This window comes from Pseudomonas rhizozeae (assembly GCF_031583775.1).
Taxonomy (GTDB): Bacteria; Pseudomonadota; Gammaproteobacteria; order Pseudomonadales; family Pseudomonadaceae; genus Aquipseudomonas.
Genome location: NZ_JAVLSB010000007.1, coordinates 46,574 through 64,638, shown reverse-complemented (window position 1 = coordinate 64,638; position 18,065 = coordinate 46,574). Strand labels below are relative to the sequence as shown.

General features: G+C 57.7%; 18 protein-coding genes and 1 pseudogene. 11 read left to right on the top strand and 8 right to left on the bottom strand.

What is annotated here, in order from left to right:
- Positions 1-50: 50 nt before the first annotated feature.
- Complete coding sequence (gene algW, locus RG836_RS01435; RefSeq protein ID WP_310842631.1) at positions 51-1,211, bottom strand: Do family serine endopeptidase AlgW; 1,161 nt, start codon at positions 1,209-1,211, stop codon at positions 51-53.
- 103 nt (positions 1,212-1,314) lie between these two features.
- Here algW and RG836_RS01430 point away from each other — a divergent pair, with 103 nt between their 5' ends.
- The 3 genes from RG836_RS01430 to cysN all read left to right on the top strand — a co-directional run bounded on the left by RG836_RS01430 (position 1,315) and on the right by cysN (position 5,153).
- Entirely contained in the window at positions 1,315-2,073 is a 759-nt protein-coding gene (locus tag RG836_RS01430) for a Nif3-like dinuclear metal center hexameric protein (RefSeq protein ID WP_310842630.1), read from the top strand.
- A 254-nt stretch (positions 2,074-2,327) separates the two neighbouring features.
- A complete protein-coding gene (gene cysD, locus RG836_RS01425; RefSeq protein WP_310842629.1) occupies positions 2,328-3,245 on the top strand; it encodes a sulfate adenylyltransferase subunit CysD in 918 nt (305 codons plus the stop codon).
- A 9-nt stretch (positions 3,246-3,254) separates the two neighbouring features.
- Positions 3,255-5,153, top strand: a complete 1,899-nt coding sequence (gene cysN / locus RG836_RS01420) for a sulfate adenylyltransferase subunit CysN (RefSeq protein ID WP_310842628.1) — start codon at positions 3,255-3,257, stop codon at positions 5,151-5,153.
- A gap of 233 nt (positions 5,154-5,386) precedes the next feature.
- Here cysN and RG836_RS01415 read toward each other — a convergent pair whose 3' ends face one another.
- The 3 genes from RG836_RS01415 to RG836_RS01405 are packed head-to-tail and all read right to left on the bottom strand — an operon-like array spanning position 5,387 to position 8,788.
- Positions 5,387-6,289, bottom strand: coding sequence for an acyltransferase (locus tag RG836_RS01415; RefSeq protein ID WP_310842626.1), 903 nt, complete (start codon positions 6,287-6,289; stop codon positions 5,387-5,389).
- The gene (gene pta, locus RG836_RS01410; protein WP_310842624.1) at positions 6,290-8,389 is read right to left on the bottom strand and encodes a phosphate acetyltransferase; all 2,100 of its coding nucleotides are present in this window, start codon (positions 8,387-8,389) and stop codon (positions 6,290-6,292) included. It abuts the gene before it with no gap.
- A 60-nt stretch (positions 8,390-8,449) separates the two neighbouring features.
- Positions 8,450-8,788: a DUF3565 domain-containing protein gene (locus RG836_RS01405; protein WP_310842622.1), complete on the bottom strand. Its 339-nt coding sequence runs from the start codon at positions 8,786-8,788 to the stop codon at positions 8,450-8,452.
- On the opposite strand from RG836_RS01405, the gene RG836_RS01400 reads away from it, so the two are divergent.
- The 3 genes from RG836_RS01400 to RG836_RS01390 all read left to right on the top strand — a co-directional run bounded on the left by RG836_RS01400 (position 8,757) and on the right by RG836_RS01390 (position 11,110).
- Entirely contained in the window at positions 8,757-9,242 is a 486-nt protein-coding gene (locus RG836_RS01400; RefSeq protein WP_310842621.1) for an FKBP-type peptidyl-prolyl cis-trans isomerase, read from the top strand. The genes RG836_RS01405 and RG836_RS01400 overlap by 32 nt on opposite strands.
- Positions 9,243-9,365: 123 nt before the next feature.
- Positions 9,366-9,848, top strand: a complete 483-nt coding sequence (locus tag RG836_RS01395) for a glutathione peroxidase (protein WP_310842620.1) — start codon at positions 9,366-9,368, stop codon at positions 9,846-9,848.
- A 158-nt stretch (positions 9,849-10,006) separates the two neighbouring features.
- Positions 10,007-11,110, top strand: coding sequence for an NADH:flavin oxidoreductase (locus RG836_RS01390; protein WP_310842618.1), 1,104 nt, complete (start codon positions 10,007-10,009; stop codon positions 11,108-11,110).
- A 75-nt stretch (positions 11,111-11,185) separates the two neighbouring features.
- Here the strand turns inward: RG836_RS01390 and RG836_RS01385 are convergent, their stop codons facing one another.
- Both RG836_RS01385 and RG836_RS01380 read right to left on the bottom strand, forming a co-directional pair.
- Positions 11,186-12,385 (bottom strand): glycosyltransferase family 4 protein, encoded by a 1,200-nt coding sequence (locus tag RG836_RS01385; protein ID WP_310842616.1) that lies wholly within the window; start codon positions 12,383-12,385, stop codon positions 11,186-11,188.
- Positions 12,386-12,427: 42 nt separating this feature from the next.
- Positions 12,428-12,649, bottom strand: a pseudogene (locus RG836_RS01380) (EI24 domain-containing protein); the annotation flags it as partial.
- Positions 12,650-12,938: 289 nt separating this feature from the next.
- Here RG836_RS01380 and RG836_RS01375 point away from each other — a divergent pair.
- The 4 genes from RG836_RS01375 (at position 12,939) to RG836_RS01360 (ending at position 16,168) form a co-directional block, all read left to right on the top strand.
- On the top strand, positions 12,939-13,739 hold the full coding sequence (locus RG836_RS01375) for a hypothetical protein (protein WP_310842614.1): 801 nt from the start codon (positions 12,939-12,941) through the stop codon (positions 13,737-13,739).
- A gap of 154 nt (positions 13,740-13,893) precedes the next feature.
- Positions 13,894-14,313 carry a very short patch repair endonuclease gene (locus tag RG836_RS01370; protein WP_310842613.1) on the top strand — a complete coding sequence of 140 codons (420 nt, stop codon included), beginning with the start codon at positions 13,894-13,896 and terminating at the stop codon, positions 14,311-14,313.
- Entirely contained in the window at positions 14,310-15,521 is a 1,212-nt protein-coding gene (locus RG836_RS01365; RefSeq protein WP_310842612.1) for a DNA cytosine methyltransferase, read from the top strand. Before RG836_RS01370 ends, RG836_RS01365 begins: the two co-directional genes overlap by 4 nt.
- On the top strand, positions 15,518-16,168 hold the full coding sequence (locus RG836_RS01360; RefSeq protein WP_310842611.1) for an Eco29kI family restriction endonuclease: 651 nt from the start codon (positions 15,518-15,520) through the stop codon (positions 16,166-16,168). Before RG836_RS01365 ends, RG836_RS01360 begins: the two co-directional genes overlap by 4 nt.
- Positions 16,169-16,370: 202 nt before the next feature.
- On the opposite strand, the gene RG836_RS01355 is transcribed toward RG836_RS01360, so the two are convergent.
- Positions 16,371-17,249, bottom strand: coding sequence for an ImmA/IrrE family metallo-endopeptidase (locus RG836_RS01355; RefSeq protein WP_310842610.1), 879 nt, complete (start codon positions 17,247-17,249; stop codon positions 16,371-16,373).
- On the bottom strand, positions 17,246-17,611 hold the full coding sequence (locus tag RG836_RS01350; RefSeq protein ID WP_310842609.1) for a helix-turn-helix domain-containing protein: 366 nt from the start codon (positions 17,609-17,611) through the stop codon (positions 17,246-17,248). The genes RG836_RS01355 and RG836_RS01350 overlap by 4 nt, the downstream gene beginning before the upstream one ends.
- Positions 17,612-17,743: 132 nt before the next feature.
- Between RG836_RS01350 and RG836_RS01345 the strand changes: the two genes are divergently transcribed.
- A complete protein-coding gene (locus tag RG836_RS01345) occupies positions 17,744-18,031 on the top strand; it encodes a DUF3892 domain-containing protein (protein WP_078834174.1) in 288 nt (95 codons plus the stop codon).
- Positions 18,032-18,065: the final 34 nt, after the last annotated feature.

The window sequence follows — 18,065 nt, the reverse complement described above, 5'->3', positions numbered from 1 at the left end:
ACATGCCCAATGAGAATGTCTGCTGTTAGCTGAAAATCTCTGGAAGCGCCTCAGTTTCCTTCTTTTTCTTTCACCGGCGCCGGAGGTGGACGCAAGCCGATTTCGGCGGTGAGTTTGATTTCCTTGCCATTGCGCATCACCAAGATCGAAACCTTATCTGTCGGTTTGATCCGCGCCACTTGGTTCATCGAGCGACGCCCGTCACCGGCTGGCTCACCATCGATGCTCAAAATCACATCACCCAGTTGCAGCCCGGCTTTCTGCGCCGGGCCATCGCGGAAGATCCCCGCGACCACAATCCCCGGCCGACCGGACAGGCCAAACGACTCGGCCAGTTCCTGGCTCAACGGCTGCACTTCGATCCCGAGCCAGCCGCGAATCACTTGGCCGTGCTCGATGATCGACTTCATCACTTCCATGGCGAGCTTGACCGGGATCGCGAAACCGATGCCCTGGGAACCGCCGGACTTGGAGAAAATCGCGGTGTTGATGCCGGTCAGGTTGCCGTTGGCATCGACCAGCGCGCCGCCAGAGTTGCCTGGGTTGATCGCGGCGTCGGTCTGGATGAAGTCTTCGTAATTATTCAGGCCCAACTGGTTGCGGCCGGTGGCGCTGATGATGCCCATGGTCACGGTCTGGCCGACGCCAAACGGGTTACCGATGGCCAGGGCGACGTCGCCAATGCGGATGTTGTCGGAGCGGCCGATGGTGATCGACGGCAGGTTCTTGAGGTCGATCTTCAGCACTGCGAGATCGGTTTCCGGGTCGCTGCCGATGACCCGTGCGAGGGTTTCACGGCCGTCTTTGAGGGCCACGACGATTTGGTCGGCGCCGCTGGTGACGTGGTTGTTGGTCAGCAGATAGCCTTCCGGGCTCATGATCACGCCGGAGCCGAGGCTCGATTCCATGCGTTTCTGCTTGGGCGAGTTGTCGCCAAAAAAGCGCCGGAACTGTGGGTCTTCAAACAACGGATGGTTGGGTTTGTTGACGACTTTGGTGGTGTACAGGTTGACCACCGCCGGCGCGGCGATGGTCACGGCGTCTGCGTAAGACACAGGCCCCTGTTGCACCGTGGTGGTTTGCGGCGCTTGCTGCAGGTTGACGTCGAGGCTCGGCAGCCCGACCCACTGCGGGTAACGCTGGATAATCAACAGAGCGATCAGCACGCCGGCCAACAGCGGCCAGCCGGAATAACGCAGCGCCTTAAGCATTAAGCACGTCCTACAGAGGTTGCAGGCGGAACGGGACCGCCCATAATGTCGCGCATTATACGAGGCGACGCGCGCCTCTGAACGGGATATTTAGGAGTCTTTTATGGCCGTCGCCCTGAGCACCTTGGTCGAAGAAGCCGACCGTTACCTCGGCAGTTCGCGGATTACCGATTACTGCCCAAACGGTTTGCAGGTCGAAGGCTCGCCGCAGGTTTCGCGCATTGTCAGCGGCGTGACCGCCAGCCAGGCGTTGCTTGATGCCGCAGTAGAGGCCGGCGCCGACCTGGTGCTGGTGCATCACGGGTATTTCTGGAAGGGCGAGAGCCCGTGCATCACCGGGATGAAACAGCGCCGCCTGAAAACCCTGCTCAAGCACGATATCAGCCTGCTGGCCTATCACCTGCCGCTGGACCTGCACCCGGAAGTCGGCAATAACGTGCAGCTCGCCCGGCAACTGGATATCACCGTCGAGGGCCCGCTTGACCCGCAGAATCCGAAAATCGTCGGCCTGGTCGGTTCCCTCGCCGAACCGATGACACCGCGGGATTTCGCCCGGCGGGTGCAAGAGGTCATGGGGCGCGAACCGTTGCTGATAGAAGGCAGCCAGACCATCCGGCGGGTCGGCTGGTGCACCGGCGGCGGCCAGGGCTACATCGATCAGGCGATCCTGGCCGGCGTCGATCTATACCTTAGCGGCGAAGCCAGCGAGCAAACCTTCCACAGCGCCCGGGAAAACGACATCAGCTTCATCGCCGCCGGCCACCATGCCACCGAGCGTTACGGTGTGCAGGCGTTGGGCGATTACCTGGCGCGACGCTTCGCGCTGGAGCACATCTTTATCGATTGCCCGAATCCAATTTGACCATTACCACTAATAAATGTGGGAGCGAGCCTGCTCGCGAAGGCCGCGTATCCAGCGGCATCCGAGTTTGACTCATCCAGCCTCTTCGCGAGCAGGCTCGCTCCCACAAGGACGCCTCAGCGCCCAAACGCACAGGCATATTCATATACCCTTTCGATCTAGTTGGCGCCCTGAATAGAATAGGTCGCTGTGCTAGGATTCCCCGCTCGAACACGGCCCGCTGGCCGTTCATAAGAAAGTTTTCGTGAGTAGCCATGGTCGACAAACTGACGCATCTGAAACAGCTGGAGGCGGAAAGCATCCACATCATCCGCGAGGTCGCCGCCGAGTTTGATAACCCGGTGATGCTGTACTCCGTCGGTAAAGACTCTGCCGTGATGTTGCACCTGGCACGCAAGGCGTTCTTCCCGGGCAAACTACCGTTCCCGGTGATGCACGTGGACACCCGCTGGAAATTCAAGGAAATGTACGCGTTCCGCGACAAGATGGTCGAAGACCTCGGCCTCGACTTGCTGGTCCACGTCAACCCCGATGGCGTGGCGCAGGGTATCAACCCGCTCACCCACGGCAGCGCCAAGCACACCGACATCATGAAAACCGAAGGCCTCAAACAGGCCCTCGACAAGTACGGTTTCGACGCCGCTTTCGGCGGTGCCCGTCGTGACGAAGAGAAATCCCGCGCCAAGGAGCGCGTGTATTCCTTCCGCGACACCAAGCATCGCTGGGACCCGAAAAACCAGCGCCCCGAGTTGTGGAACGTTTACAACGGCAACGTCAACAAGGGCGAATCGATCCGTGTTTTCCCGCTGTCGAACTGGACTGAACTGGACATCTGGCAGTACATCTACCTCGAAGGCATCCCGATCGTGCCGCTGTATTTCGCCGCCGAGCGCGACGTTATCGAGATGAATGGCACCTGGATCATGATCGACGACGAACGCCTGCTCAATCACCTGAGCGACGAAGACAAGGCGCGCATCGTCAAGAAAAAAGTGCGCTTCCGTACCCTTGGCGATTATCCGCTGACCGGCGCGGTCGAGTCTGAGGCCACCAGCCTGACCGACATCATTCAGGAAATGCTCCTGACGCGAACTTCCGAACGCCAGGGCCGAGTCATCGATCACGATGGCGCCGGCTCGATGGAAGAAAAGAAACGTCAGGGTTATTTCTAAGGGGTTGTCATGTCGCACGTATCTGATTTGATCAGCGAGGACATCCTCGCCTATTTGGGCCAGCACGAACGCAAGGAAATGTTGCGTTTTCTGACCTGTGGCAACGTCGATGACGGCAAGAGCACCCTGATCGGGCGCCTGCTGCACGACTCGAAAATGATCTACGAAGATCACCTCGAAGCCATCACCCGCGATTCGAAAAAAGTCGGCACCACCGGCGAAGACATCGACCTGGCATTGCTGGTCGACGGCTTGCAGGCCGAGCGTGAGCAGGGCATCACCATCGATGTCGCGTACCGCTATTTCTCCACTGCCAAGCGCAAATTCATCATCGCCGACACCCCCGGCCATGAGCAGTACACCCGTAACATGGCCACCGGTGCGTCCACCTGTGACCTGGCGATCATTCTGGTTGATGCTCGCTACGGCGTGCAGACCCAGACTCGCCGCCACAGCTTTATCGCTTCGTTGCTCGGCATCAAACACATCGTGGTCGCCATCAACAAGATGGACCTCAACGGCTTCGACGAAAGCGTGTTCGAGTCGATCAAGGCCGATTACCTGAAGTTCGCCGACGGCATCGCTTTCAAGCCAACCACCATGGCCTTCGTGCCGATGTCGGCCCTCAAGGGCGACAACGTGGTGAACAAGTCCGAGCGTTCGCCGTGGTACACCGGCCAGTCGCTGATGGAGATTCTTGAGACCGTCGAGATCGCCAGCGATCGCAACTACACCGACCTGCGTTTCCCGGTGCAGTACGTGAATCGTCCGAACCTGAACTTCCGCGGTTTCGCCGGCACCCTGGCCAGCGGCGTGGTGCACAAGGGCGACGAAATCGTCGTGCTGCCGTCGGGCAAGAGCAGCCGCGTGAAGTCCATCGTCACTTTTGAAGGTGAGCTGGAGCACGCCGGGCCGGGTCAAGCCGTCACGCTGACCATGGAAGACGAAATCGACATCTCCCGTGGCGATCTGCTGGTGCATGCCGACAACGTCCCGCAAGTCAGCGATGGCTTCGACGCGATGCTGGTGTGGATGGCTGAAGAGCCGATGCTGCCGGGCAAGAAATACGACATCAAGCGCGCCACCACTTACGTGCCGGGTTCGATCACCAGCATCGTCAATCGCGTTGACGTGAACACCCTTGAAGAAGGTCCGGCGAACGCGTTGCAGTTGAACGAAATCGGCCGGGTCAAGATCAGCCTTGACGCGGCGATTGCCCTGGACGGTTACGCCAGCAACCGCACCACCGGTTCGTTCATCGTCATCGATCGCTTGACCAACGGAACCGTCGCGGCGGGCATGATCATCGCGCAACCGTCGAGCCATGGCAGCGCCACGCACCACGGCAAACTGGCGCACGTCGCCACCGAAGAACGCGCCCAGCGCTTCGGCCAGCAACCGGCGACTGTGTTGTTCAGCGGCCTGTCGGGCGCGGGCAAAAGCACCCTGGCCTACGCGGTGGAGCGCAAGCTGTTCGACCTCGGTCGTGCGGTGTTCGTGCTCGACGGTCAGAACCTGCGGCACGACCTCAACAAAGGCCTGCCACAGGATCGCGCCGGGCGTACCGAAAACTGGCGGCGTGCGGCGCATGTCGCGCGTCAGTTCAACGAAGCGGGCCTGCTGACCCTGGCCGCGTTTGTGGCGCCGAGTGCCGAGGGCCGCGAGCAGGCCAGGGACCTGATCGGCAAGGAGCGTCTGCTGACGGTATACGTCCAGGCCTCGCCGCAAGTCTGCGCCGAGCGTGACCCGCAAGGTCTGTATGCCGCGGGTGGCGACAACATCCCGGGCGAGTCCTTCCCGTACGACGTGCCGTTAAATGCCGATCTGGTGATCGACACCCAGGCCGTCTCGCTGGAAGAGGGCGTCAAGCAAGTGCTGGAGCTGCTGCGTCAACGCGGCGCGATCTAAGCGTTAGCCGGTAAAAAGCAACCCGCCAATGAGCAATCATCTGGCGGGTTTTTTGTGTCCTTGAAATCGCCATCGCTGGCAAGCCAGCTCCCACAGGAATCGCGTCGCACATAAGAAGTACAAACGCCCCCATTACAACTCCTCAACTGAATCGCGTCGTACACAAAAAATTCGGACACCATCACCACTGTGGGAGCTGGCTTGCCAGCGATGAGGTCAGTACAGCCACCGATTCACTTGGCTGGATACTCGCGGTGCATCCTTTCCAACAACGCATCCTTGTCCTGCCACAACTGGTTGATCCAGCCCTGGAACTGCAATCGATACTCGCCGTCCTGGTCGTAGTTCTTGCCGATGAACTGTGGCGGGATTTGCAGTTCTTCGAAATGCACCACCACGTCCTTTACGTTGCCACACAGCAGGTCCCAGTAACCGGGACGCCCACCCGGGTAATGGATCGTCACGTTGACGATCGACTCCAGCTGTTCACCCATGGCATCCAGCACAAAGGCAATGCCGCCAGCCTTGGGCTTGAGCAGGTACTTGAACGGCGATTGCTGCTGCGCATGTTTGCCCGGTGTGAAGCGCGTGCCTTCGACGAAGTTGAAAATGCCCACCGGGTTGTTGCGGAATTTCGCGCAGGTCTTGCGTGTGGTTTCCAGGTCTTTGCCTTTCTTCTCCGGGTGCTTTTCCAGATAGGCCTTGGTGTAACGCTTCATGAACGGAAAGCCGAGCGTCCACCACGCCAGGCCAATTACCGGGACCCAGATCAGCTCCTGCTTGAGGAAGAACTTCAACGGCTGGATGCGCCGGTTGAGCACGTATTGCAAGACCATGATGTCGACCCAGCTCTGGTGGTTGCTGGTGATCAGGTACGAGTGCTGGTAGTCCAGGCCTTCGAGGCCGCTGAGGTGCCAGCGCGTACGCCGTACCAGGTTCATCCAGCCTTTGTTATTGCTGATCCAGGCTTCATGGGTGTGGCTCATCAGCCACAGCGTCAGGCGCTGGGTGAAGGCGAACGGCAAGACTTTGAGCAGCGCCACACAGAACAGAAACGAGCACAGCAAAATCGTATTCAGCGCGAGCAGCAACGAAGCAATCACACCGCGCACTTGGGCAGGCAGGAAATCCAGCATTTAAAGGTCCACTGGTCGGTTGGCGGCTTGGATCGCGGTCAACGCGATGGTGTAGACGATGTCGTCGACTTGCGCACCGCGCGGCAGGTCGTTCACCGGTTTGCGCAGGCCTTGCAGCATGGGCCCGAGGCTCACGCAATCGGCGCTGCGTTGCACGGCTTTGTGGGTGGTGTTGCCAGTGTTCAGGTCCGGGAACACGAACACCGTGGCGCGACCGGCGACCGGGCTGTTCGGCGCCAGTTGCCGGGCCACGGTTTCGTTGGCGGCGGCGTCGTATTGCAGCGGGCCGTCGATCAACAGTGAATGTTGTTGTTCGTGGGCCAGCAGTGTCGCCTCGCGGACCTTCTCGACTTCTTCGCCACTGGCGGATTCACCGCTGGAATAGCTGATCATCGCCACTCGCGGGGTGATGCCGAAGGCCGCTGCCGAGTCGGCACTCTGCAAGGCGATTTCCGCCAGCTCGGTGGCGCTCGGGTGCGGGTTCATCACGCAGTCGCCGTAGACCAGCACTTCTTCCGGGAACAGCATGAAGAACACCGACGAGACCAGGGTGCAGCCCGGCGCAGTCTTGATAAGTTGCAAGGCCGGGCGGATGGTGTTTGCCGTGGAATGAATCACCCCGGAAACCAGGCCATCGACTTCATCGAGCGCCAGCATCATGGTGCCGATCACCACGGTGTCTTCCAGTTGCTGCTCGGCCATCGGGGCGTTGAGGCTTTTGCTTTTGCGCAACGACACCATAGGTTCGACGTAGCGCTGGCGGATCAAGTCCGGGTCGAGGATTTCCAGGCCCGGCGGCAGTTCGATGCCGTGGGCGCGGGCCACCGCTTCGACGTCTTCCGGTTTGGCCAGCAGCACGCAGCGGGCGATACCGCGCGCCTGGCAGATCGCCGCCGCTTGCACGGTCAGCGGTTCGCTGCCTTCGGGCAGGACGATGCGCTTGTCGGCGGCCTGGGCACGCTGGATCAATTGATAGCGGAACACCGCCGGCGATAGGCGCATTTCCCGTGGCGTGCCGCAGCGCTGGTGCAGCCAGTTGGCGTCGAGGTGGCTGGCGACGAAATCAGTGATGATCTCGGCGCGCTCGCGGTCGTCGATCGGGATTTCCTTGTTCAAGCCGTTCAACTGGTTGGCGGTGTCGTAAGAGCCGGTACTCACCGACAACACCGGCAAACCGGCCTGCAAGGCGCCCCGGCAGAGGTCCATGATGCGCGGGTCGGGCAGGGTGTCGCTGGTCAGCAGCAGGCCCGCGAGGGGCACGCCATTCATGGCCGCGAGGCTAACGGCGAGGATGATGTCGTCGCGATCCCCCGGCGTCACTACCAACACGCCGGGCTTGAGCAGCTCGACGGTGTTACGCATGGTGCGCGCACAAATGATGATTTTGGTCATGCGCCGGGTTTCGTAGTCGCCGGCATTGAGCACTTGCGCGCCCATCAGGTCGGCGACGTCGCGGGTGCGCGGGGCGTTCAGTTCCGGCTGGAAAGGGATGCAGCCCAGTAGACGGAAATCGCCGCTGCGCAGCAACGGCGAATGCTCTTTCAAGCGCGCGGCGAAGGCGTCCATGCTTTCCTCGGTCTTGACCTTGTTGAGGATCACGCCGAGGACTTTCGGGTCTTTCGGTCCGCCGAACAATTGCGCCTGCAATTCGACGCGCCCCGAGAGTTCGGTCAGCACTTCGTTCTCCGGCGCCGAGACCAGGATCACCTCGGCATCCAGGCTTTTCGCCAAATGCAGATTGACCCGCGCGGCGTAGCTGGCGCTGCGGGTCGGCACCATGCCTTCGACAATCAGCACGTCTTTGCCGATGGCCGCCTGCTGGTAGAGGGTGATGATTTCTTCGAGCAACTCATCCAATTGACCGTCGCCGAGCATACGCTCGACATGTGCCAGCCCGAGCGGTTGCGGCGGCTTCAAACCGTGAGTACGGGCGACCAGTTCGGTGGAGCGCTCAGGACCAGTGTCTCCGGGGTGGGGCTGGGCGATGGGTTTGAAAAATCCGACTTTCAGCCCGGCCCGTTCGAGGGTACGCACCAGCCCGAGGCTGATGGAGGTCAGACCCACTCCAAAATCGGTGGGCGCGATAAAAAAAGTTTGCATGCGAATTCTCTGGAGGTGCATGGCAACGGCATTGGCCTATGGCTGGCCTTCAACCGGATATCAGTCGCCAAGGTTATCGCTAACCGGGCCTTGAGCGCACCAACCGCAAGCAAACGGCTGGCCTATTTTTTCCAGGCGTTGTGTCGGGTCGAGGACCCAGGCCCGGGATTGCCAGGGCGGTTGATGGCGCAGGTGCTGGGTGTGGCCGCAGGACAGCTCGACCACCCAGTGGCCGTCCTCGTCCTGATGGAAGCCGTCGATGGTCGACGCTTTACTCATGGTCCGTCTGTCCGGGTTGTGTTCGCTTTCGGGCGATGGCTTCGCTAAACTTGCCCATTCTTCATTCTTATGCAAAAGGTCTCGCCCCATGCCGATCGCCGCCAATAAGGCTGTCTCCATTGACTATACCCTGACCAACGACGCTGGTGAGGTCATCGACAGTTCTGCCGGCGGCGCGCCGCTGGTCTACCTGCAAGGCGCAGGTAACATCATTCCGGGCCTGGAAAAGGCGCTGGAAGGCAAGAACGTCGGTGATGAGCTGACCGTTGCCGTTGAACCGGAAGATGCCTACGGCGAATACGCCGCCGAACTGGTCAGCACCTTGAGCCGCAGCATGTTCGAAGGCGTCGACGAACTGGAAGTGGGCATGCAGTTCCACGCTTCCGCGCCGGACGGCCAGATGCAAATCGTCACCATCCGCGACCTCGACGGCGACGACGTTACCGTTGATGGCAACCACCCGTTGGCCGGTCAGCGCCTGAATTTCCAGGTCAAGATCGTCGACATCCGTGATGCCAGCCAGGAAGAAATCGCCCATGGTCACGTCCATGGCGAAGGTGGCCATCACCACTGATTTTCTGCGCTAAGCTCAGAGAACTGGAGAGGCGCCCGAGGGCGCCTTTTTAGTCCGCGGCTGTTGCTGGCAGTACCGGGCAGTGACTGTTTCGAGTAGAACACGGGAAATTTGGAGTCCGTCATGAGTGCTTTTCACGACCTTAAATTGACAGGCCTGGATGGTCAGGAGTTACCTCTGGCGCCCTTCAAGGGGCAAGTCGTGCTGGTGGTCAACGTCGCCTCCAAATGTGGTTTGACCCCACAATATGCGGCGCTCGAAAACCTCTACCAGCAATACAAAGGCAAGGGGTTCAGCGTGCTGGGCCTGCCATGCAACCAGTTCGCCGGGCAGGAGCCTGGCACTGAGCAGGAAATCCAGGAGTTTTGCAGCCTCAACTACGGCGTGAGTTTTCCGTTGGCCAGCAAGCTGGAGGTCAACGGCCACGATCGCCATCAGTTGTACCGCCTGCTGGCGGGCGAAGGCGCGGAGTTTCCCGGCGACATCACCTGGAACTTCGAAAAGTTTCTGCTTGGCAAGGACGGTCGCGTGCTGGCGCGGTTCTCGCCACGTACGGCGCCGGATGATCCGACGGTGATCCAGGCCATCGAAAAAGCCTTGGCCTGATCCGCCGAAAAATCGCAGCCACTGAGCTGCGATTTTTTTTGCCCGGCTTTTGAGCCTTAATCACCCAAATCAATAGTGCTGTTCAAGACCTGCACGGTTGCATATTATCGGCGTCATAAAATTTTCTCCGCCGATTCTGTTCTTCAATGGAGCGCCTCATGCCCACCAAAGCCTTATTCAAACCGTTTCACCTCGGTGCCCTGGAACTGTCGTCCCGCGTGGTCATGGCGCCGATGACCCGTTCGTTCTCGCCGGGTGGCGTGCCTAATTCCAAAGTCATCGAGTATTACCGTCGCCGCGCGGCGGCGGGCGTGGGCCTGATCGTCACCGAAGGCACCACGGTCGGCCATCGCGCGTCCAACGGTTACCCGAACGTGCCGCAGTTCTTCGGTGACGACGCGTTGGCCGGCTGGAAGAAAGTGGTTGATGCAGTGCACGCCGAAGGCGGCAAGATCGTTCCGCAACTGTGGCATGTCGGTGCCGTGCGCCGTTTGGGCACCGAGCCCGACGCCAGCGTGCCAGCCTACGGGCCGATGGAAAAACTCAAGGACGGGCAGGTCGTGGTACACGGCATGACCCGGCAAGACATCAAGGACGTGGTCGACGCCTTCGCCCAAGCGGCCAAGGATGCCAAAAGCATCGGCATGGATGGCGTGGAAATCCACGGCGCCCACGGGTACCTGGTCGATCAGTTCTTTTGGGAAGGCACTAACCAGCGCACCGATGAATACGGCGGCGACCTGGCCCAGCGTTCGCGATTTGCCATCGAATTGATCCAAGCCGTGCGTGCGGCGGTCGGCGAAGGCTTCCCGATCATCTTCCGTTTCTCGCAATGGAAACAGCAGGATTACACCGCGCGCCTGGTGCAGACGCCCGAAGCCTTGAGCGCATTCCTCAAGCCTTTGTCTGACGCTGGCGTGGACATTTTCCACTGTTCCACCCGTCGTTTCTGGGAGCCGGAGTTCGAAGGTTCCGATCTGAACCTGGCCGGTTGGACCCGCCAGCTCACCGGCAAACCGACGATCACCGTCGGCAGCGTCGGCCTGGACGGCGAGTTCCTGCAGTTCATGGTCAACACCGACAAAGTCGCCCAACCGGCGAGCCTGGAGAAGCTTCTGGAACGCCTGAACAACGACGAGTTCGACCTGGTGGCGGTCGGCCGTGCGCTGCTGGTGGATCCGGACTGGGCGCTGAAAGTGCGCGAAGGGCGTGAGGGCGACATCTTGCCGTTCAGCCGTGAGGCGTTGACTACCCTCGTTTAAACGGCGACAGACAACAGCCATTCGCGAGCAGGCTCGCTCCCACCTGGACGGTGTACGTCCTGCTCGCGAAATGGTTCAGGGCAACAGAGCACTGTCCGGCAAAGCCAGTTCTGGCGCGCAGGCACCGCGCAACTGCCGCTCGAACTGCTCGACTATCGCCGCCCAGCCCTGGCGGCTGGCATGCTGTCGGGCGTTGAGGCGAACGCAGCGCAAGGTTTCCGGTTCTTCGAGCAACCATGCGGCGGCATCGCAGAACGCCGTTTCGTCCCCCGGCATCGCCAGCACGCCGTTGTAGCCGTGGCGCAAATGCTGCGCCGCCGCGGCCTGGTCGTAGGCCACCACCCCGAGGCCCGAGGCCAGGGCTTCCAGCACCACGTTGCCGAAGGTTTCGGTGAGGCTCGGAAACAGAAACACATCCCCCGACGCATAGTGGCTGGCCAACGCCTCGCCCCGTTGCGCGCCGCAGAAAATCGCCTCCGGCAGTTCCTTCTCCAGCGCCGCCCGTTGCGGTCCGTCGCCGACCACGATCAGTTTCAAGCGCCGCTGTGGATAAGTCGTCTGCATGTGTTCGAAGCTGCGTTTGAGCAGGCCAAGGTTTTTCTCCGGCGCCAGCCGCCCGACGTGGATGATCGCCAGGTCCTGGCTGCGCAACCCCCATTGCTCACGCAAGCTGTTGAGCCGTTTACCGGGATGGAACAGTTGGCTGTCGACCCCGCGTGACAGCAGCGCCAGGCGTTCGAAATGCCGACGCTCAAGCTCCAGGCGCTGGCTCACGCTGGGTACCAGCGTCAGGCTGGAACAGTTGTGAAACCAGCGCAGGTAGTGGGTCAGCATCCGGCTGAGCAGCCCCAAACCATATTGGCTGGAATACTGCTGGAAGTTGGTATGAAAACCACTGACCACGCTGATCCCCAGGCGTCGCGCCGCACGCAGCGCCGAGAGCCCGAGCGGGCCTTCCGTGGCGATGTACAGCACGTCTGGACGCTGGCGGGTCCAGCGGCGCAACAATTTGTGCATCGACGACTGGCCCCATTGCAACCCCGGATAACCCGGCAGTGGCCAGCCGCGACACAGCAACAGCGTGTCATCGCTGCCCACGCCCTGGTCGCCGCCCTGGCGCGGGCGCACCAGTTCGACTCGATGCCCGCGGGCGCGCAAGCCTTCGCACAAGCGGCCAAGGGTATTGGCCACGCCATTGATTTCCGGTGGGAAGGTTTCGGTGATCAGGGTGATATGCAGAGCTGTCGTCATGACCTCAGTGTCCACCGAGGCCATGTCGTCATTGTGTCAGGGTGATGATGGATTGATGACGGCGGCTCAGCGCGGCAGCACTTCGGTGCCACGCTCGCGCACCCAGAACAGCGTCGCCCCGGCCACGGCGGCCGGCATCATCAGGATGTTCACCACGGGGATCAGCAGCACCAGGTAGACAATCCCGCCAAAGCTCATGCTTTGCCAGCGCTTCTGGCGCAGCCAGGCGAGCATCTCGTTCCAGCCCAGCTTGTGGTTGTCGGCCGGGTAGTCGATGTATTGGAAAGTGAGCATACATCGTCCTAAAGCCACGTCTTTCACTGCCCTTTCCCAAAGGAGTGAATAGAAAATGTATCAGTGATATGGACGGACTGAAAAGCTTGGATTGTCCGCGCTGCTCAGTTTTTTAGCGCCCTTGATTTGATGTCTTTGACCAGATCGGGAGGGATGATCCGACATTTGAAAGTGGCGGTATATTTCTGACGTCAAAATTGCATTCTTTTCTTGGGCATGGTTCTATTGGCCATCACTGGTTAACCATCCAGTGTTTGACTTGATTTTCTCAGAGAGGATGTTGATGCAGACAATTTTGGATTTGATCGCAAACGCAACGATGCAGGCCTGGATCTGGGGGCCATTGATGGGGGTAGTTTTCGGTGCATTGTTCGCGGGGGTTACTAATTCGCCAACCGTCAACGCGCCCGTCACGGTGACTCAGACGAGAACTACATTCGTCACTAATATCGTTGTGAACCAGCGACGTTCAGGTTCTGGCGACGATGGCAGTGGCGCTGTGGCCATTCTGATTGCCGCTGGCCTTGGGATGATCTTTTTGGTCTGGAAATATGCAATCCATATTGAGCTTGTTCATTATTGTCTCTGGGCGCTTCTTTCGACCTTGCTGTCTTTCAGCATGACAACCGCACTGGTGTCACTGATTAAAGGGCAGTTCACGTCAAGCAGTTGGTGCATTTACATCGCTGCACCTATTGTCATTCTTGCGGTTTGTGGTCGCCTTCTGATGCTGGCGAAGGCATCGTTTGATCATGAGCTGACACGACTGGCATCTCAGCATACGTTCTGGGATTTTTACGCGCATAGCCTGTCGTCATATGGGCAATCCCTGATGATTTTTCAGGTTCTGGGTGTGGTGCTGATCTTTCTTGTCATGGTTTTGACTGGCGTTGCACTGCTCCACTATTTGGCATTGATGAACCAGCGTAGCTATGGCCCATTGCAAGGGTTTTGGATGTTTTTGACCGGTGCCACGATGTTTTTCTCGGGAAGGCTGTGGTTCTTCGTTATGGCCGCTGGGCTCGGATTGAGCTATGTGTTGATCGAACCAAGTTTGATGCCTACGTGGGCAACTCAAAGATGAGCCGTTTTTTGCAGGCGTAGTGTCCTGCCAAGACCATTTGGTATGGGGTGTCTGACGAACCTCATACCTACACCGACAGCCGTTTTCGGTGGTGGCAGGGCATCGCTAATGGGAGCTTTTGGTATGAATGAATTCCCTGTGACTGGTAAGATTCGTGGATACGCTGACTCCTGCTGACCGAAGTCTTCGAATGGCGAAGGTGAAGTCAAAGGGTACCAAGCCGGAAATGGTGGTTCGTCAGCTGCTTTTTTCGATGGGCTACCGCTATCGGCTTCACGACCCTAGCCTTCCAGGTAGCCCGGATATCATCTTCAAGGGCAGGAAAAAAGTCATTTTCGTTCACGGATGCTTTTGGCACCGACATGATGGCTGTCCACTCGCAAGATTACCTAAGTCTCGGTTGGACTTCTGGCTTCCAAAATTAGAAGGCAACAGAGATCGCGATAAACGCACGTTGCATCAGCTAAAGTCACTGGGATGGGAAAGTCTTGTGATTTGGGAATGCGAGCTTAAAGATTTGAATTTAATAGAGAAAATGCTGAATGGCTTTCTGGGTCGGGGGAACACGCAATGAAATCCGTTGAGCTATTCGCGGGTGCGGGCGGCCTTGCTATGGGGTGTGAAATCGCTGGATTTTCACATCTGGCTGTCGTCGAGTGGGATAAGTGGGCTTGTGATACTGTTCGCGAAAACCAGAAGCGTGGCTATCCACTGGTGCAGCACTGGAAGCTACACGAAGGTGACGTACGTGGTTTCGACTGGAGCAGTGTTCCAGAAGGTATTGAGTTGCTTGCCGGTGGTCCTCCGTGCCAACCGTTCTCCATTGGCGGTAAACATGGAGCCTACGATGACAGTCGTGATATGTTCCCCGCGACCGTTGAAATCATCCGCAGATTAAAGCCAAAAGCGTTCATTGTAGAAAACGTAAAGGGTCTGACTCGGGCTGCTTTCGCGAATTACTACCAGTACATTTTGCTCCAACTTGAGTTCCCAGAATTACCACGTCGAAAGGACGAGGGTTGGCATGATCATCTGATGCGTCTGCAAGCCGAGCGAACCTCAGGTAAGCGTAAGGGTAAAGGTCATACCTACAACGTGGTACCAACCCTTGTAAACGCTGCTGATTATGGCGTGCCACAGAAGCGAGAACGGGTTTTCATCGTTGGTTTCAGAGATGACCTCGGTGTTGAGTGGTCCTTTCCAGAAGAAACTCACAGCTATGATGCCTTGCTGCATTCCCAGTGGGTTACCGGTGAGTATTGGGCTCGGCATGGTCTCAAGATGCCAGAGGTTCCGGCCAAGCTTTTGTCGCGTGTCCGTAAATTGAAGAACGATCTGCTTCCAATGGATAAAGCGCCATGGAGAACGGTGCGTGATGCAATTGCCGATCTTCCCGATCCTGAAACCAAGGCAGCACTGAAAGTGCCCAACCATACCTTCCAGGGTGGTGCTCGCTCATACCCTGGCCACACTGGTAGCCCGTTGGATTTACCAGCCAAAACTCTGAAAGCTGGCGACCATGGTGTACCTGGCGGCGAAAACATGTTGGTCAAGGCAAATGGTGATGTGCGTTATTTCACTGTCCGTGAAAGTGCTCGCATTCAAACCTTCCCAGACGGTTTCCGTTTTCATGGAAGCTGGTCCGAAACGATGCGACAGCTTGGCAATGCGGTACCAGTGCTACTGGCGCAGCACGTGGCTTCGAGTGTTGCGGAGAAATTGGCAATTGCTGAAATCATCCGCATTCAGAAAACCGTCAAGAAGGTGGTAAACGTCGCATGACGGGCAAAGTCATCCCATTCAATCCGTTGGACAAGAAAAATCTGGGTGCCAGCGTTGCTGAAGCGTTGCTTTCCAAAGAGGTTCATCCGCTCAGTGCATTACCTGCGTTTGATGGGGCAGGGGTGTACGCGATTTACTACACTGGTGGCTTTCCTGCATATGCGCGTTTAGCGTCATTGAATCAAAGTGGACAGTTCATGCTGCCGATTTATGTAGGCAAAGCTGTTCCTGCCGGTGCCCGAATGGGCGGCGATTTAGGTTCATCGCCGGGGAAGGTTCTTCAAAAGCGGTTGAAGGAACATGCTGACAGCATTCGTGCGGTTGAGAACCTGAATATCGATGATTTCCACTGCCGCTTTTTGGTAGTGGACGACATTTGGATTCCGTTGGGTGAATCGCTAATTATTGCGAGATTTACCCCAGTGTGGAATTCGCTAATTGATGGCTTTGGCAACCATAACCCTGGAAAGGGCCGCCATGCTGGGATGCGTCCGCGCTGGGACGTATTGCATCCAGGGCGATCGTGGGCAATGAATCTTGCTGAGCGGCCAGAGAAAGCGAAGGACATTTCAGACGATGCTGAGACCTACCTTCGTGAGCGAGCCCCGAGCCTTTCGACGCAGTTCATAAAGGCAGAAGGCGAATAGCTGCTAGCGAAGGGTGGGTATATCAATCTTCACGAATGGATCAGTTGAAAAACTGGTCCTTTTTTATTTAGGGTTGTCGCGTACGCCCCCGATAATTTCGGCGTGTGCGTGGTTAGTGTCGTTGCTGATTCGGACGGGGCGGGGTGAAAGTCCTACCGTGTCGTCGTTCTTATCGGCATGCATCCCACCTGACTCGACATGGTTAACGTTTGAAACGTGGCGTCCAAGATTCAATCAAAGCTTCCTCGTCTTCTTCGTCCTCTGGCTCGGGAATGTTGATGTCGTAAAGAACGGTTAGTGTTTTACCGTAACGACCAAGGCCAACCACGTCTTCGCTGATCTCGATGCTACGCCGTCCGCCGAACCATTCTTGAAAGTTGGATGTTGCTTGCATCCGCACACCATGTAACACGTTGTCTTCGACTTGGTTGAACGTGTACGTTGTCGTGTTGCGTGGAACTCCTCCCCGTTTTTTCAACCAATCAATTCCCTCAATGTTCTTTAGCGACGGTGACATGAAGCAATGGTCGATGGTCCCGCCACGGCTAATGATGATGGCAACTTGTTCGCGGGTGCATTGCGTGTAACGAATAGCTGTCGCATGCAGCGACGTCTTGCACAACATCGCCAGGTTTTCGATCGCTCCCAAGCCGCACCCAGCCTGTTGAATTGCGGGGTAAAACAAATGTCGGGGCATCAAAAAGCTTGCTGCAAAACGATCCGCTTCAATTTCAAATTTATTTGTGGATGAAAACCCAGCGCGCGATAGATGCGCACCGGAATCACCCGAAATGACAGCATCCGCGTGACCGGGCAGAAAATAATGTCCCAACTCATGGCTGACACTAAAGTTTTCGAAACCTTCGTTTTGAAGGTGAGTGGCGTAGGCAATTGCGAAGTTGTTACCAAAACGAACCAGCATCCCCGAGACACCTTCGTTCTCCATGGGTTTTTCAACAACTTCAATTTCCCGATCGCGAGCAATTGCTTTGGGATCGATGGGTAAACTGACGATCCCCATCCCTTTGATGATTTGTTCAGCAGCAGTCGAAGCAAAGGCATAGGGATCGGTCGTGGTCATTGCTTATCTTTCTCCTGCGCACGTTTGGCCAGCATCGTTATGAGGTCATCGGCCATTTTTCGGTCGGACCCATCAAGTGACTCATAGTGGCGGTGCAATCGATCAGCACCAGCAAGGTCTTTGAACTCTTCAACGCGCCCCAATAGGTAATCGGTGGTGACATCTAGACTGTCAGCAAGGATGCGAAGATTGTCGAAAGACGGCTTTCTAGTACCTGTTTCAAAGTGGGAAATTGCGGACGGTTGCATACCGGCATTTTTGGCCAGCTCTGCTTGATTGAGCCCACGATACTCCCGCGCGGTGCGCAAACGGTTCGGAAAAACCTCGGAAGGAGATGGATGCGGTGGGGTTGACTGCGACATGACGAAACCGTATAGTTTGAGTTGACTGTTTTGTCATGGCCTTTCCGGCCTTTTATTTTGGCTGGAATCATGACGAATTCGTCACATAGTAGATGACGAACCTCAACCACGCAAGAAAGGAAGGTAAATGATATGGCTGACGTACAAGTGACCTGTATTACCAAGCCAAACACCCAAAGCCCGCATGAACACATCACGCATTTGGGCAACCCTGCCGGAAATTGGAAGTGGACTCGGGAGCAGGTAATTCAAAGCATCGAGGCCAAAACCAATACGTTTTACGTGAGGGATCCTGCCAATGGACAGCGTGCCGACATTGGCGTTGTCAGGGAGGCAGGGAAAGCACCATATGTACGCACTTATGCTGATGGTCGTTGGAACAATAACTTGCTGTCTCTGAACCAATGCCCACTGAAATGATGATGTGTAAACGAGGAATTATTATGATTGCGAA

Excerpts from the sequence above, each read along its gene's own strand:
- RG836_RS01365 (WP_310842612.1), top strand. The coding sequence starts at position 14,310 with ATGAAATCCGTTGAGCTATTCGCGGGTGCGGGCGGCCTTGCTATGGGG.
- pta (WP_310842624.1), bottom strand. The coding sequence starts at position 8,389 with ATGCAAACTTTTTTTATCGCGCCCACCGATTTTGGAGTGGGTCTGACC.
- RG836_RS01385 (WP_310842616.1), bottom strand. The coding sequence starts at position 12,385 with ATGGCCTCGGTGGACACTGAGGTCATGACGACAGCTCTGCATATCACC.
- RG836_RS01345 (WP_078834174.1), top strand. The coding sequence starts at position 17,744 with ATGGCTGACGTACAAGTGACCTGTATTACCAAGCCAAACACCCAAAGC.
- RG836_RS01355 (WP_310842610.1), bottom strand. The coding sequence starts at position 17,249 with ATGACCACGACCGATCCCTATGCCTTTGCTTCGACTGCTGCTGAACAA.
- RG836_RS01360 (WP_310842611.1), top strand. The coding sequence starts at position 15,518 with ATGACGGGCAAAGTCATCCCATTCAATCCGTTGGACAAGAAAAATCTG.
- RG836_RS01430 (WP_310842630.1), top strand. The coding sequence starts at position 1,315 with ATGGCCGTCGCCCTGAGCACCTTGGTCGAAGAAGCCGACCGTTACCTC.
- RG836_RS01390 (WP_310842618.1), top strand. The coding sequence starts at position 10,007 with ATGCCCACCAAAGCCTTATTCAAACCGTTTCACCTCGGTGCCCTGGAA.
- RG836_RS01395 (WP_310842620.1), top strand. The coding sequence starts at position 9,366 with ATGAGTGCTTTTCACGACCTTAAATTGACAGGCCTGGATGGTCAGGAG.
- RG836_RS01350 (WP_310842609.1), bottom strand. The coding sequence starts at position 17,611 with ATGTCGCAGTCAACCCCACCGCATCCATCTCCTTCCGAGGTTTTTCCG.
- RG836_RS01405 (WP_310842622.1), bottom strand. The coding sequence starts at position 8,788 with ATGGAGACAGCCTTATTGGCGGCGATCGGCATGGGGCGAGACCTTTTG.
- algW (WP_310842631.1), bottom strand. The coding sequence starts at position 1,211 with ATGCTTAAGGCGCTGCGTTATTCCGGCTGGCCGCTGTTGGCCGGCGTG.
- RG836_RS01375 (WP_310842614.1), top strand. The coding sequence starts at position 12,939 with ATGCAGACAATTTTGGATTTGATCGCAAACGCAACGATGCAGGCCTGG.
- cysD (WP_310842629.1), top strand. The coding sequence starts at position 2,328 with ATGGTCGACAAACTGACGCATCTGAAACAGCTGGAGGCGGAAAGCATC.
- RG836_RS01415 (WP_310842626.1), bottom strand. The coding sequence starts at position 6,289 with ATGCTGGATTTCCTGCCTGCCCAAGTGCGCGGTGTGATTGCTTCGTTG.
- cysN (WP_310842628.1), top strand. The coding sequence starts at position 3,255 with ATGTCGCACGTATCTGATTTGATCAGCGAGGACATCCTCGCCTATTTG.
- RG836_RS01400 (WP_310842621.1), top strand. The coding sequence starts at position 8,757 with ATGCCGATCGCCGCCAATAAGGCTGTCTCCATTGACTATACCCTGACC.